This is a genomic window from Marinobacter sp. BSs20148 (genome assembly GCF_000283275.1).
In the GTDB taxonomy this organism is placed as follows: Bacteria; Pseudomonadota; Gammaproteobacteria; order Pseudomonadales; family Oleiphilaceae; genus Marinobacter; species Marinobacter psychrophilus.
Genome location: NC_018268.1, coordinates 1,148,128 through 1,162,420, shown reverse-complemented (window position 1 = coordinate 1,162,420; position 14,293 = coordinate 1,148,128). Strand labels below are relative to the sequence as shown.

The 14,293-nt window shown below is 53.2% G+C and carries 11 protein-coding genes and 1 pseudogene; 3 read left to right on the top strand and 9 right to left on the bottom strand.

Annotated elements, in window-relative coordinates; all coding sequences use genetic code 11:
• The first annotated feature begins 133 nt into the window (after positions 1–133).
• Positions 134–1,720, top strand: a complete 1,587-nt coding sequence (locus tag MRBBS_RS05185; RefSeq protein ID WP_014870384.1) for a DUF4139 domain-containing protein — start codon at positions 134–136, stop codon at positions 1,718–1,720.
• Between the two features lie 139 nt (positions 1,721–1,859).
• Here MRBBS_RS05185 and tenA read toward each other — a convergent pair whose 3' ends face one another.
• Together tenA and MRBBS_RS05175 are read right to left on the bottom strand one after the other, a co-directional pair.
• Positions 1,860–2,528 (bottom strand): thiaminase II, encoded by a 669-nt coding sequence (gene tenA / locus MRBBS_RS05180; protein WP_014870383.1) that lies wholly within the window; start codon positions 2,526–2,528, stop codon positions 1,860–1,862.
• Between the two features lie 129 nt (positions 2,529–2,657).
• Complete coding sequence (locus MRBBS_RS05175; RefSeq protein WP_014870382.1) at positions 2,658–6,506, bottom strand: DUF3427 domain-containing protein; 3,849 nt, start codon at positions 6,504–6,506, stop codon at positions 2,658–2,660.
• A 219-nt stretch (positions 6,507–6,725) separates the two neighbouring features.
• Between MRBBS_RS05175 and MRBBS_RS19885 the strand changes: the two genes are divergently transcribed.
• A complete protein-coding gene (locus MRBBS_RS19885; RefSeq protein WP_227497578.1) occupies positions 6,726–7,070 on the top strand; it encodes a hypothetical protein in 345 nt (114 codons plus the stop codon).
• A gap of 5 nt (positions 7,071–7,075) precedes the next feature.
• Here MRBBS_RS19885 and MRBBS_RS05160 read toward each other — a convergent pair whose 3' ends face one another.
• From MRBBS_RS05160 to MRBBS_RS05135, 6 genes are all read right to left on the bottom strand, one after another.
• Positions 7,076–8,014, bottom strand: coding sequence for an ornithine cyclodeaminase family protein (locus MRBBS_RS05160; protein ID WP_014870379.1), 939 nt, complete (start codon positions 8,012–8,014; stop codon positions 7,076–7,078).
• A gap of 5 nt (positions 8,015–8,019) precedes the next feature.
• On the bottom strand, positions 8,020–8,940 hold the full coding sequence (locus MRBBS_RS05155) for a branched-chain amino acid ABC transporter permease (RefSeq protein ID WP_014870378.1): 921 nt from the start codon (positions 8,938–8,940) through the stop codon (positions 8,020–8,022).
• 7 nt (positions 8,941–8,947) lie between these two features.
• Entirely contained in the window at positions 8,948–9,844 is an 897-nt protein-coding gene (locus tag MRBBS_RS05150; RefSeq protein ID WP_014870377.1) for a branched-chain amino acid ABC transporter permease, read from the bottom strand.
• Between the two features lie 38 nt (positions 9,845–9,882).
• Entirely contained in the window at positions 9,883–11,100 is a 1,218-nt protein-coding gene (locus tag MRBBS_RS05145) for an ABC transporter substrate-binding protein (protein WP_014870376.1), read from the bottom strand.
• Between the two features lie 64 nt (positions 11,101–11,164).
• Positions 11,165–11,884 carry an ABC transporter ATP-binding protein gene (locus MRBBS_RS05140; protein ID WP_014870375.1) on the bottom strand — a complete coding sequence of 240 codons (720 nt, stop codon included), beginning with the start codon at positions 11,882–11,884 and terminating at the stop codon, positions 11,165–11,167.
• Positions 11,874–12,647 carry an ABC transporter ATP-binding protein gene (locus MRBBS_RS05135; protein ID WP_014870374.1) on the bottom strand — a complete coding sequence of 258 codons (774 nt, stop codon included), beginning with the start codon at positions 12,645–12,647 and terminating at the stop codon, positions 11,874–11,876. Before MRBBS_RS05135 ends, MRBBS_RS05140 begins: the two co-directional genes overlap by 11 nt.
• A gap of 352 nt (positions 12,648–12,999) precedes the next feature.
• On the opposite strand from MRBBS_RS05135, the pseudogene MRBBS_RS19325 reads away from it, so the two are divergent.
• Positions 13,000–13,143 (top strand): annotated as a pseudogene (locus MRBBS_RS19325) (IS1380 family transposase); the annotation flags it as partial.
• Between the two features lie 255 nt (positions 13,144–13,398).
• Here MRBBS_RS19325 and MRBBS_RS05125 read toward each other — a convergent pair.
• Entirely contained in the window at positions 13,399–13,950 is a 552-nt protein-coding gene (locus tag MRBBS_RS05125) for a hemerythrin domain-containing protein (protein ID WP_014870371.1), read from the bottom strand.
• Positions 13,951–14,293: the final 343 nt, after the last annotated feature.

Genomic DNA, 14,293 nt, shown 5'->3' with positions numbered 1-14,293 from the left:
AAGCGTGTTTAAGAAACATAATGGGTATGAGCTATAGTAACGGTATTGGCTCTCAAAAGACTCTAGTATCAGTAGCTTCATTTTGAGCGTGGCGCGCACCCAACTCATCCAGCCATTCATTCGAGGCACCCAAATGATCAAAAAGAACCTGCTTGTTCTGGCTCTAGCAGCAGTGCCAATTTCAGTCGCTGCTGACATCACCCAAGCTACCCTCTACCCCTCCCATGGCGACCTAACCTGGCAAGAAACCCAAACGGTGAAACAGGGAGATGGCGTTATCACCATTAACCGCTTGCCCGTCAGCCTGCAAGACCAAAGTGTGCGTGTATCACTGGGCGGAGTTGCCGGTGCGCAAATCCAGCAGATTGAGATTGGCCGCGTTGAACAGACCGGGTACGTATCCGAACAAACCCAGCGGCTGCGTAACGAGCTAACCCAAGTGCTAGAAAAACTTCAGGCGCAAGAAGACGCAATTCAAGCCTGGAACCAGCAAGTCACCCTGATGACCAAAGCCGCCGAGAACCCACACGAACTGTCGGCCACCGAATTGAGTGATATGGCTGCCGCCTTAAAGCAGACAACAATGGCAGCACTGGCAGAAATTCGCGGCATACGCACCCAAATGCGTGACGACATAGCCCTGAAAGACCGCCTGGAACGGGAACTGTCACAAGCACAACAAAACGCCCGGGCCAGCAAAAAAGCACAGATTCACTACCGCGCCCCTGCCGGTGGAGATTTGACCATCACACTGGAATTCCAAAGCAACGAAGCGCGCTGGCGCAGCGAATACAATGCCCAACTGAGCTCCCAGGTAGCGGGCCAGAAAGCCAACGACCCAAAAAGCGGTGAATTAACGTTGCAGCATTTGGCCGTTGTACAGCAGACCACCGGTGATGACTGGCGCAACGTCGAGTTGCAACTCTCAACCGCCAATGCTCGGCGCGGAACCAACATGCCGCCCCTCGATTCCTGGGTGGTTAGCCCGGCACAGCCTGATTTTCTGGTGCGCCAGATGAAATCCGCCGCCCCCATGCTCGACAGCAGCGCCACAGCCGAGGTTGAGGCAGACTTCGGCGCCAGCGTAGAGCGCCAAAGCACCTTTAGCCAGAGCTACCGCCTGGCGCAGCCTGTCAGCGTTCCAAGCGGCGGCAACGGCCAGCGCCTCATTGTAGCCGAGCACACAGTAGCGGTGGAAATGGCAGTATGGACAGCACCGGCGTATGACCCAACAGGCTATGTGCACGCCACGGGGATATTCATCGCCGAGGCCCCCATACCCGCCGGCCCCGTGCAGCTGTTCCGCGATGGCCAGAGTGTAGGCAGTACCTACCTGTCTGAAATGACCAACGGCGAAGAACTGCGCCTGGGCTTCGGCGTGGATGAAGCCATACGAGTTGCCGTCGTCAACGAAACGGAACGCACCGGCGAAGAAGGCATCTGGAAAAGCGAACAGGTACAACGCCGACAAAACCGCTTTGAAATCACCAACCATCACGGTGACGCCGTAAACCTGCGGATTTTTGACCGCATGCCCGTATCGCAAATCGACATCCTTACCGTAAAGCCGCTGCAAATCAGCGAGCCAGTGGAACGCAACGTGGACGACAAAAAAGGCGTATTGGCGTGGAACCGCACTGTACCGGCTGGTGAAACAGTCAGCGTGCAATCCGGATTTGAAGTACGCGTGCCAGAGGGCAACCAACTGCCCAATCTGTAAAGCAGCAGAAGAATCACCAACCATTACCCTGGCGACTGACTCTATCGCCTTGACTCACTATTCTATGCCGATTCATCGGCAGCGAGCCGCAGGGCAATTGAACGGTGGTTGAAAAACGACGGATTTATGAACCCTTGAATCAATCGCTCTGCGTCAGCCCCATCTGCCAAAAATCAATCTCAAGGCGGGTAGCGTCACTGAATATTCGGCTAAGTTGATCAAACCTGGCGGAGGAGACATCGGCCAACCTCTCGTTCAACCAACGTATTTCGGATTGCATGGCGTCCTGGAACTCGGCGCTTTCGTACATGGCGATCCAGGCATTATACGGATTGCTGTCGCCCCGAAGCGTTTCCGCCCGGCTGTTCAACCAGGTGGCTATTTCGCCGTAACCCACCATGCAGGGCGAAAGCGCCACGTGCAGGTCCAACAGATCACCGCGGTTGCCGGTATCAAGCACATAACGTGTGTAGGCCAGAGTCGCTCGAGCTTCAGGAAGGTTAGCAAGCTCCTGCTCTGAAATGCCCCACTCCTCGCAATAACGAATGTGCAAATCCAGCTCGATATCCACAATCGCTTTCAACCCTTCTTTGGCCTGTTTAAGGTCAGACAACGTCGGGCTTTTGTACACCGCCAGGCCATAAGCACGGGCGAACTGAATCAGAAAAAGATAATCCTGCTTCAAATAATGCTGAAAAGCCTCTGGTGCAAGCGATGCATCGCCTAGCTGCTGCACAAAACTGTGTTTGATATAGGCGTGCCATTTGGCATGGCAGCTGTTTTTTAGATCTTCAAATTGGTAAGGCATTTTGTTTCCTGTTTAAACAATCCGCTTCGACGTAATCGACCATTAGAAACCTGTATCACCAGATAAGCTCCCGGCCATTAAACGTTTTATAAATCCGAATTTCCTGAAATGGGTGCTGCACTTTTTAAATTACGACCGGCCCTTCAATTGAAACACGACACTCATAGGCTCACTACCTTCATGACTTTGGTAATCAACCGGTCCGTAATACATAAATGGGGCCGCCTTGCCGTTGCTCAACTTGTTCTCGCGCACAAACAGATGAACAGACAAACCCAATTTTTCATGGTTAATCAGTTCTCGGCCGCGCTTGCTCTCTGGAGTGGTTGAGCGCTGGCTCTGCCAATGAAATTTCGCCTTATCGATCCAGTGGTCTACATACCGGTGCTGCTCTGCTTTTCCCTGTTTATTGAGGGTAACCAAAAGAACATGAGCATCAGACTCCTTTAAAAAAACATGCCCACTTTGCCAGTTTCCAATATTGAAGACTGCGCCAAAAAGCTCGGGGATTTCCTCTCTCAGAAATTCGTGACCGACGGCCATTTCAAGAGGATCAATAACCGCCTCCAGCCGGGCAAAAGTTCGAAACTGCTCAATCAGTTCCGCAGTAACAATAATATCTTCGTAATCGGGATTCGCCGCTTTCAAAACGTACTTCCCCGACGCTGACTTCCTGACGTTTCTTAGCAGGTACTGAGTATCGCCAACTTCATCGACACGCTCTATTGCGAGAGTCATATTGTTATTGGAACCGGCCTTGTCGGGACTGATTTGCTCTAGCAACAGAAAATCACCGTTTCGAGCAGGTTGTTTACCACCATTCATTGAGTTACCGGAAGCGCGGGCTAAGAAATGTCGATTGGCATCAAGCCGGCCGTAGTTTGGCCCCAATGTCAGATATTCTTCTACGTCCGCCCGACTATTCCGAAAGTGGCCACAGGCAATCTTCAGCGAGGGAAAATACGGCAACTGCGTGCCCTCTGGGGCCATAGGCGTAACATTGTTGGCGAAAGCGGGAGATGTAGTTCTGGAATCGATGCGATTTTCGTAGGAGGCCAACCGGTAATCAATTAGTTCCTGCACCATCTCTTCAAAGCTACTAAGACTCTCATCAGAAACAGAAAAACCTGGGATCAACCGGTCTTCATCAACCGTGAAAAATGGCGGCTTTTTATTGGTCCAATGTTCGACTGGGTTCCTCTTCCAATAACGTTGCCAGTCTAATGAACTGCCATCAACATACCTGACAGCCTCTGCCACTTCGGCAAACAGCTTGGGGCGGCGTTTAAGAATCACCCAAGACTCCGATGCCAGTTCCGATAGCGTCGGCGCATGGCGCCACCCACCCCGTTGTTGGAAGGCTTCAATCAAGACCATCTTGAACGACTTGTTCATGGCCGTGGTTTCGAGCTCAACCAGAAAACGGCCGTGAGCCGTGTGTAAAGCGGATTCCGTTTCTGACAGATCTTCCATATCTTTCAACAAACCGAACCAGCTACCGTGCTGTTTGCGAGTCTGCGTTAAATTGGCGCCAAAGTGGTAATACTCAGTCAGGGTTGGCCTTCGACCCAATGTATCTTTCAGCGCCTGATAATCTTTTTCTGCACCTTTCTGATCTAGGCCTTTAAGAAAGTCGATCACTTCCAAGTCGTAGTTAACAAAGCAGCCATCGGGCAGTTCCAGCCGGTTTTCTTCAGCGCGACGGCCAAAATCCGCCAGCTGTCGATGATTCATCGCTTCCCCCATCAATGCCTGGGGCTTATGCAAGAAACTATGATGATTTCCAACAAAATCAAGAATCACCAACTTTTGTTTTCCAGTTTCCTTGCAATGCCGCAGACCACGCCCAATTTGCTGTAAAAACAACACTTTCGATTCGGTTGGGCGCAATAAAAGCACAGTATCAATGGCTGGCAGATCGACTCCTTCATTAAACAGGTCAACCGAAAAGACGATCTCGAGGCGACCCTCATCAAGAAGTTCCAATGCCTCACCACGGGACATCTCGGACTCACCGTGAACGGATGCAGCAGTAATCCCCTGCTTAGTAAATTGTGCAGCCATGAAGTCCGCGTGCGGCCGTGACACGCAAAACGCTAGTGTTCGGCTTTGACGATATTGCCGCCAAACTCGCAGAGCATGGCGCGCCCGACCAAGCGTGGCCAATTTATGCGCCAAAAGATTAGGGTCGAACTTACCGTTTCGCCAGGGAATTTCTTTATAATCAACGGTATTGTCGTAAATTCCGTGGTAGTGAAACGGCACCAGATGAAGGCCTCTGACACCATCAAACAGCGGGTATTCATAAACCAGGTTGTCATCACACAGCGACAGGATATCTGCACGGTCGGTACGGTCAGGTGTCGCAGTCAGGCCCAGCAAAAACTGGGATGCGAAGTAACTCAGAAGCCGGCGATAGGTTGGTGCCGAAGCGTGGTGGAACTCATCCACAACAATGTAATCGAAGTGACTTGGATTAAAACGCTCAAGGTGCGCCTCTCTACCCAAGGTTTGAACAGAAGCACACAAAATATCAACGGACCTGTCTCGTTGCTTGCCCATATAGAAACCGACGCGGCTGTTCGGTTTTATGCGCAGATAGGTCTCCGCAGCTTGATAGAGAATTTCCTCCCTGTGGGCAACAAATAGCACACGACGCGCACCCATCTGTACCGCGTCAAATGCCGAAAGCCAGGTTTTACCTAGGCCAGTAGCCAGTACCACTAGGCCCCGGCAGTAACCTTCTTCCCGGGTCTGCGCTAACGCTTCCAGGGCCGCCCTTTGAACAGGATTCGCTAACGGTGGTTTTTCCTGTTCGTTACTGCCTGGAGCGACTGGTTGTGGTGGTGGTCTCCGCCGCTTGGCGTAATCGTCAATCCAGCCGTCGGTAAGAGGCACTACATTCGGGTGTTGGAACAGTTCCTCAAAGCGGCTAGCGGCTTCAAAGTAACCACGATCAGGGGGGAAATCGATCTGATAGTTCCACTCCAACCCGTCTTGGAGCGCTTGTCGGCTAATGTTGCTGGAACCAATAAATGCACGCCCCCAAAATGTGGACGCCTTTTGGCCGGCAAACAGATAAGCCTTCATATGAAAGCTACTTCCGCGGCTTTGATACACGCCAACCTGAGCTCCCTGTTCCTGCAAAAGAATTAGCTTCCGCAAAGCATCAGGATCGGTAATGTCGAGATAGTCACTGGTCAGTATGCGAACGCGAACCTTCGTTGACGTTCGCTGAAGGGCGGTGATCAAATCAGGAAACAACAAGTTCAAGCCGGTGGTTTTTACGAACGCCACCGCCATGTCCACCTGATCAGCCGCTTTGATTCCGCGACACAGCTTAGGAAGAAAATGGTGCTGTTTTCCACCGACGGTGAGCCGGTCATGTGGCGCCGGCTCTTTGCTCAATAGAATATTCAACCACTGATCTTTACGATCTGGCCGCTGATCCTGTGTACGCCACATACGGCATGAGTCTAAGCCCAAAAGGCCGTCAAGCCATTGTTCAGCCAAAGACTCATCGGCATCCGTGAAATGACGCCCGCCATCTTGCCGTTCACCAACGCCAACTTTGAAACTCAGGTAAAGCGTGCCGCCGTACTTCAACGCCTGCCAAAGGCGTAAAAGAGCATCGGGTATTTCGGCCACTGAGAGATGCAACAGACTCGCGCACGCCCAAATGCCGTCATAAGAATGGTTTTCTACAATCTGCGAAAAGAGCCGATGTTCGACCCCAAGACCGGTTTTTTGACTCGCAAGCGCGGCTATGGCTGCAGAACCGTCAAATGCCGATACTTGGAAGCCCAGCTTACTAAAGTAGAGCGCATCTCGCCCAGACCCACAGCCAGCATCAAGAATATGACCGGCCTCCGGAATAGCGGGCAGGAACTCTTGATAAACCTCGTCCATGCTGACATTGAATGTGGTGTCGATGAACGCTTCAGCGTTATTCTCATAGTAATCCAGCGTATCTGACACGTTTCAACTTCCCGTAATAAGCTGCAGAGTCTTCTAAGATGCCAAGGTTGCCGCCGGTTTCATAGACATGTTCTCGAATCGTACATTGGGCGCGACTCAGTTTTCTGCCGAGGGGGAATAGCCAAAACCCTTCTGAAAAGTCGAAATAACGCTGTTTTTCGCTTCCCTGAGCCATTTCTGCATACGAGCGGTGTACTCATCCGCCAAGGGGCCGACTTCATGCCAGTTACGTTGCCCAGAGCTCGCAAAAAAAGCTTCATTGTTAAATATAGTCATGGACAGACACTTCCACCTGAAGGCCGCCAATATCCGGATGCGATGAACACTGCGCTGCTGCAGATTGAGCGTGCCAGCGAGCAGCTGCTGGGGCACGAGGAATCCCGGCTTCGGCTCTCGGTGTTCAGCTCCTTCGCCGTGCGCTTGCCTTGCCACTCGCTGGTAGCCGGGGACAAGTTCTACTTTGCATGGAGAGCCAGCCGCAGGCGGGTGCGCGGTATTCAGATACTGCGCCGCTGGCTAGTCCGTGAAGCGATTGAAGGAGGGCTCCGGGGCGAGGCGGGCTGACTCTGCTAGTTATTTTCCAGGGTTTCCCATACCTCGATGGCGGCGGCAAGGTCTTCCAGCGAGGCGCCCACGGATTTGAACAGCGTTATGGCCTCGTCATTCGTGCGGCCGGGCTTGTCGCCTCTGATCAGTTCCGCCAGCTCGGCGCGCAGGCTGGTTTTACTGAACGCACCCTCGTTGATGGCCTGCAGAATATCTCCGGCCTCGCCCATGGCGCCGGCGTAGGTATCCACAAATACTTCGCTACGGACCAGGCACTGGCTGTCGGTTTCCCGCATGGTTGGCCGGAACGCGCCCACCAGGTCCAGATGGCTACCGGGCTGCAGCCATTCCCCCCGGACCAGTGGTTCGGTCGACAGGGTTGCACAGCTGATGATGTCTGCCTGGGGGACGGCGGTTTCCAGGTCATTCACCGACTCACAGTCAAAGCGGTCGCGAAAACGTTCAGCCAGCGCTGCAGCCTTGTCCGGATTACGGCCCCAGATCCGCACCTTGCGAATAGGGCGCACCGTGGCGTGTGCTTCGATCAGCATGGGTGCCAGCTTGCCGGTGCCAACCACCAACAGCGATGAGGCGTCTTGCCGTGCCAGCTCGCGGGCCGCCAGGGCTGAAGCTGCAGCGGTGCGCCGGCTGGTTAGCGCACTGCCATCGATGCAGGCCAGAGGAGTGCCGTGCTGGCCTTCACACAGAATATATAAACCGGAGATGGCCGGCAGGCCCGCGTTGGCATTTTGCGGGAATACGTTGACCATTTTCATACCAATATACCCCGCCTGTTCCCAGGCGGGCATCAGCAGCATGGTGGCCTCGCCGTCCGGCCGATGCATGGCGTGATGGTGTCGTGGTGGAGCTTCCACGCCATGGCGAAACGTATTGGCAAGACGTTCGATCAGTGCCGGCCATGCCAGCGCGCCGGCCACCTCCTGTGCAGAAATAATACGCATGGTGTCTAATCCTTTTTACGGGTGGCCAGTCGCTGGATTTCGCCGACGACGCCACGGCGGAACACCATCACGCAAACCACAAAGATAGTACCCAGAATCACCTGCACCCATGAGCCAAAGGATGAGAGTTCATGACTGAGGGCACCGACGGTGATGGCGCCAACGACCGGGCCAAATACGGTGCCCAGCCCACCCACGAGGGTCATCAGAATGACCTCGCCGGAGGTTTGCCAGTGGGCGTTGGTGAGTGCAGCAAACTGGAAAACAATGGCTTTGGTAGCTCCGGCCAGCCCAGCAACCGTAGCGGAGATAGTAAAGGCCAGCAGCTTGAAGCGGTCTACGTCATACCCCAGCGACAAAGCGCGGGATTCGTTCTCCCGGATTGCTTCGAGTACGACGCCAAACGGCGAATAAATGGTGCGGTAAATGATGCCGAATCCGATCAGGAAAATGGCGAACACAAAATAGTACATGGCAAGGGAGTTGTTCAGATCAATGAATCCGAATAGCTCGCCCCGAGGGATGCCCTGCAAGCCGTTCTCGCCGCCAGTAAATGGCATCTGCAGCGCCAGAAAATAGATGATCTGTGCCAGCGCCAGAGTGACCATGGCGAAATAGATGCCTTGTCGGCGAATCGCCAGGAAGCCAAAAATGCTGCCAAGAACCAGGGTAAACCCGGTTCCTGCCAATATACCGAGTAGCGGCGAAAAGCCCCACTCCTTGGTGACATACCCCGTGATATAGGCCGCTCCGCCGAAAAACGCAGCGTGGCCGAACGACAAGAGCCCGGCATAACCCAGTAACAGGTTGAAGGCGCACGCAAACAGCGCGAAGCACAGCAGATCCATGACAAACACCGGATAGGCGAAGAACGGAGCGGTCAGGCCAGCAACAAGCATCAGAATAAACAGGATACGATTGGTCATGAGCGGCTCACTTCTCCTTACCGAACAGTCCCGCCGGACGGAATAACAGCACTAGCACCATCAGGAAGAAAATGACGGTGCTGGCGGCGGGTGGATAGAACACCTTGGTCAGGCCTTCGATAAGGCCAAGTGCAAGGCCAGAGAGAATAGCTCCCATGATGGAGCCCATGCCGCCGATCACCACAACAGCAAATACCACGATGATCAGGTCGGCCCCCATCAAGGGGCTGACTGAGTACATCGGAGCAGCCAGCACTCCCGCGAGCCCCGCCAGACCAGCACCAAAAGCAAAGGTCAGGGTTATCATCAGCGGAACGTTAAGACCAAACGCCTGAGTCAGGTCCGGGTTTTCGACGCCGGCTCTCAGACGCGAGCCTAATTTAGTGTGCTCAATGAAGAACCAGGTGGCAAAACACACCACGAGCGAGAACACGATGGCGAACATGCGATATGTCGGGAAATACATAAAACCAAGATTCATCACACCACTAAGGCTCTCCGGCTGACCCGGATAGGGGGTGCCGGAGACGTTGAAGTAGTTGGAGAAAAGGCCCTGAAGAATCAGAGTGATTCCAAAGGTCAGCAGCAGCCCGTATATGTGATCCAGTTGGTAAAGGCGCCGGAGCAGGAAGCGCTCAATAAGCACCCCCAGCAGGCCGACCAGCAACGGCACCAGAACCAGTGATGCCCAGAAACCAATCTGGACACTGACACCGAACCACTGCTCCAGAAAGGAGTAGCCAATCAATGCGAGAAAGGCACCGAGCATATACATGGCGCCGTGGGCGAAGTTGATGATGTTCAACAGTCCGAATATCACCGCAAGCCCGAGGCTCAACATGGCGTAAAACACACCGACATTAAGCCCTAGCAACGCCTGGGCCAGAATGACCTGTATCGACACGTTGGCTATCTCCCTTTAAGTGGTTGTCAAGCCGTAGGTTAATTAACCAGCGAACATTTGGTGTCAGCCATTGAGATGTAGGCCTTATCCGCGGGAATCTTTGAGATCACTTTCAGCAGGTCCCACTCGCTTTTCGACTCCGAGGGCTTTTTCACTTCCACCAGGTACATGTCGTGGAGCATGGAACCGTTGGGAGCAATTTTGCCACCTTTCACAAACATGTCGTTCAGGGTCATTTCTCCCAATTTGGCGCGAACCGTCTCGGTATCGTCCGTTCCGGTTTCCTTGACCGCATTCAGGTAGTTGGTCACGGCCGAATAGACACCTGCCTGCACCATTGTTGGCATGGCGCCATGGCGCTCATTGAATCGATTAGACCAGGCTGTGGTTTCTTCATTCTTGTTCCAGACAAAGGCGGTGGTAAATTGCAGACCCTGAGCTATGTCGAGACCCATGCTGTGCACATCCGTCAGGAACACCAGCATGCCAGCCAGTTTTTGACCACTCTGAACGATACGGAACTGATTAGCCTGCTTGATAGCATTGACCGTATCCTGGCCGGCATTGGCCAGCCCGATTACGTCGGCGCCGGAGGATTGGGCCTGTAGCAGATAGGACGAGAAGTCATTGGTGGAGAGAGGTGCGTTAACATTGCCAACGACCGAGCCTCCCATGCTTTCTACTACCGCACCGGTGTTATCCCGCAGTGAATGCCCAAAAGCATAGTCTGCCGTGATAAAGAACCATTTTTTGCCGCCGTTTTTAACCATCGCAGTGGCTGTGCCTACTGGCAAGGCATGGGTATCGTAAACATAGTGAATGCCATAGGGCGAGCACTGCTCTTCAGTCAGCGCGGTGGAACCAGCACCAGTATTCATGGTGATAATTTTCTTGTCCTTGGCGAGGCCCTGCACTGAAAGCGCGACCGAGGAGTTATCCAGCGCCGTGATCATGTCCACTTCTTTGGCGTCAATCCATTCACGTGCGGTGCTGGCGCCAATATCCGGTTTGTTCTGGTGATCGGCCGAGATCAACTCAATGGATTTGCCCATGACTGAGCCACCAAAGTCTTCGATGGCCATTTCAGCCGCGATAACGGCACCGGGGCCTTCCAGGGACTTGTAGACCCCTGACATGTCACTGAGCACCCCGATCTTGACCTTGTCGTCAGACAAAGCACCGGTTGCGGTTAGAGGTAACGTGAGGGACGCCGCAGCGACTGCAACGACCAGCCCTTGTTTCAAGTGCTTGAACATATTGGGATTCCTTTTGTTATTAGATTCCGGGTCGGACCCACAAAGGCGGTCCAGGCCCACAGGCTCAGACGCTCAGGTGTCTGTTCAGCTGCTCTTTTTTGGCCTCAAGATCGGCCGCATCAATCTGTTCTACCACCTGACCGTGCTCGATCACGTAGTGCCGATCGGCCAAAGGTGCGGCAAAGCGAAAATTCTGTTCTACCAGAATGATCGTGAAGCCCCTTTCTCTCAGTTTGCGAATGACATTACCCAGAGATTTCAGGATTACCGGGGCAAGTCCCTCGGTAATCTCGTCCAGTAACAGAAGAGTGGCACCGGTGCGTAGGATTCGGGCAATCGCCAGCATCTGCTGCTCGCCGCCGGAGAGCTTGGATCCCTGGCTTTTACGGCGTTCTTTCAGATTGGGAAACATGGTGTAGATTTCATCCACCGACAGCCCGCCTTTGGCGACTACCGGGGGCAATTCGAGGTTTTCATCGACGTTCAGAGAGGCAAAGATCCCCCTTTCTTCCGGGCAATACCCCAGTTTGCCCACATGGGCAATCCGGTGCGTCGGCATATTGATGATTTCGGTGCCGTGAATTTTGATGGAGCCAGTGCGTTTACTGACCAGCCCGAGTATGGCTTTCAGGGTTGTCGTTCGCCCGGAACCGTTTCGGCCAAGCAAGGTAATGACCTCACCCTCGCGCAGTGTCAGATTCAGGCCATGGAGTATATGAGACTCGCCGTACCAGGCGTGCAGGTTCTCAATCCGCAGTAATTCCGGGTTCTGGTCAGGCTGCATCAGTCGTACCCATATAAGCTTCCATCACCTCGGGGTTTTTGGAAACCTCGTCATAATTACCTTCTGCAAGGATTTCGCCCCGGTTCAGCACGGTGATCTGGTCAGCGAGCGTCGACACCACATTAAGGTTGTGCTCAACCATGACGATAGTCCTGCCCTCGACCACACGTTTGATCAGATCGGTCACCGTGCTCACATCTTCCGCACTCATGCCTTGAGTAGGCTCATCCAGCAACATCAGCTTTGGTTCCAACGCAATGGTCGTGGCTATTTCCAGTGCCCTTTTTTGTCCATAAGGCAGTTCAACCGCTTTTACGTCCCCAAACTTGCCCAGACCGACCTGCTCCAGCGTCGCCTGAGCCTTCTCGTTGAGTTGGTCCAGAATTTTCATCGGGCGCCAGAACTGGTAAGACACCTGCAGCTTCCGTTGCAGAGCAATGCGAACGTTTTCCCTGGCTGTCAGGTGGGGAAACACGGCAGAAATCTGAAACGAGCGAACCAGACCGTGCTGAGCGATGCCTGCCGGCTTGGCGTGGGTGATATCCCGACCGTCATAGATAATCTTGCCGGATGTCGGCGTCAGAAACTTGGTCAGCAGATTGAAAAACGTGGTCTTGCCCGCCCCATTGGGGCCTATCAGGGCATGGATCGAGCCAGTCTGGACACTGAGATTGACATCCTTGATGGCTGTGAAGCCCTTGAAGTCTTTGGTGAGGCCTTGGGTTTCCAGAATAGCGGCCGGTTTCTGGGTATGGTCGGTCACGGTAAGCCCCCCGGCTGATCGGTGGTTCAGACACTGACAATCATTGATTGTTGTTGTTTTTTCAATGTAAAAACAGGTTGTAAGAGCCTGACCTCTACATAGGCATTTCAGGCCCCAGTAAAGGAGTGAACCGTGGTTCTGTCAAGTTGGGCCCTGGATAAAAACAAAAAATCGGGGATCGAGAGATGGGAGGTTATTGGTCTGGAAATAATCACGGGCCGCTCTCAGGCCCGTGATCTCTCGCGGTTATTCCTAGCCCGAATTTCTCATGAGGGGATAAAAAGAAGCGGCTAAAAGTACGATAGTTTCAAGAACCTAAACAATGCACCAAGCACCAGCAGCCGCATCCAAAATGGTACCTTTAAAACTGACCTTCTCCCCACTCTCCCGCCACCAGATTGAAGACGATTTCTCCAGAGGCCACATCACCTCTGATGCCGGTCTGGTGTTACTGCGCGAAGTCGACAGACAACACCGGTTAACCCAACGACCAGCCGGCACAGCTCAGCCATTCTGGCGCTGCTGGTGTGACCGTCAACCGGTGAATTACATTGTGGGCATAGCCCGCAATTAGCGACCACTGCCAGATGGATTCGGTAAATTATTTATGCAGGTTACGTTGACTACACAAATGCCGCCCTGTCAGCCCGTGAGTTGCGGCGCGATATGACAAAAACCGGCATTTTCACTGCCATCGAGCCTTGGTGATGCAATCAGCGCCAGCGCCAACAGGCGCGGGCTTTTTCTGTGTTCAGGCGAATGGCGAAGGCGCTTCCTTGAACTCCGCATAAAGCTCCGGATAATCCTCCCGAAGCCGCGACAAATTAGCTTGTGTGCCGTCTGGCAACATTTTGAGTAAGTTACTCTGCTCCGCCTTGGTCAGATGCTTGCGAAGGAATGGAAACAGCTGTTCACGCTCGACCTGTAAGTAAGCGTGATGGGCATCAAGATAGGTTTTGAGGTCCTCGGTAAAGCGCTCCATAGGCACCACGTGATCCATCAGGATCATGTCGAGCGTCTCGGAAAGCAGGTTCAGGCGCTTACGCAAGGCCTGGTAATCATCGGCCATTCGATGGCTTAACGCCTCGGCCTCGGGCTCTTTAGCCAGCAGGTGTTCGCTGTACAGACGCTCCAAAGGCATAATGAAGCCGTCCATGTATTCTAGAATATAGTCCACAACTTCACGTATCAGATGGAAGTCTGGACGTTCGCCCTGCTCCAAGTGCTTGTGCCTGCGCAAGAGTACGTGAAGCAACCGAGCCATGTTGGCGTGATCACGACGCAATTGGTTAAGACTGGCCATGATAAAGTCTCCTCTTCTGGTGCCTAACGGCTATCCCCTTTATTAGCGGGTAAGATTAAAAAAAGACATCCGGCCACCGTGGCCAGTTCCTGTTCAGAAGTAATTCTTTCGGAATCCATATTGGATCGTTAGTTATTGTAATACCAGAGCCAGCGAGCGGCGTAAATCTGAACTTCTTCTTTGTGCCTGAACAAGGTGCTTGTTTGGCGACTATTTTTGAAGTAATTCATCCTCAAAGAGGCCAAAAAAAATTTATGCTGATGAATAACGTAACGAAACTCCTCAGAAGATCGTGGCGCAGCCAAGTACCGCGCAAACTTGGGGTGAGATTGACGATTTTTTC

Coding starts and splice junctions, on each gene's coding strand:
- MRBBS_RS05185 (WP_014870384.1), top strand. CDS start 134: ATGATCAAAAAGAACCTGCTTGTTCTGGCTCTAGCAGCAGTGCCAATT.
- tenA (WP_014870383.1), bottom strand. CDS start 2,528: ATGCCTTACCAATTTGAAGATCTAAAAAACAGCTGCCATGCCAAATGG.
- MRBBS_RS19885 (WP_227497578.1), top strand. CDS start 6,726: ATGCCAGTTACGTTGCCCAGAGCTCGCAAAAAAAGCTTCATTGTTAAA.
- MRBBS_RS05160 (WP_014870379.1), bottom strand. CDS start 8,014: ATGCGTATTATTTCTGCACAGGAGGTGGCCGGCGCGCTGGCATGGCCG.
- MRBBS_RS05155 (WP_014870378.1), bottom strand. CDS start 8,940: ATGACCAATCGTATCCTGTTTATTCTGATGCTTGTTGCTGGCCTGACC.
- MRBBS_RS05145 (WP_014870376.1), bottom strand. CDS start 11,100: ATGTTCAAGCACTTGAAACAAGGGCTGGTCGTTGCAGTCGCTGCGGCG.
- MRBBS_RS05140 (WP_014870375.1), bottom strand. CDS start 11,884: ATGCAGCCTGACCAGAACCCGGAATTACTGCGGATTGAGAACCTGCAC.
- MRBBS_RS05125 (WP_014870371.1), bottom strand. CDS start 13,950: ATGGCCAGTCTTAACCAATTGCGTCGTGATCACGCCAACATGGCTCGG.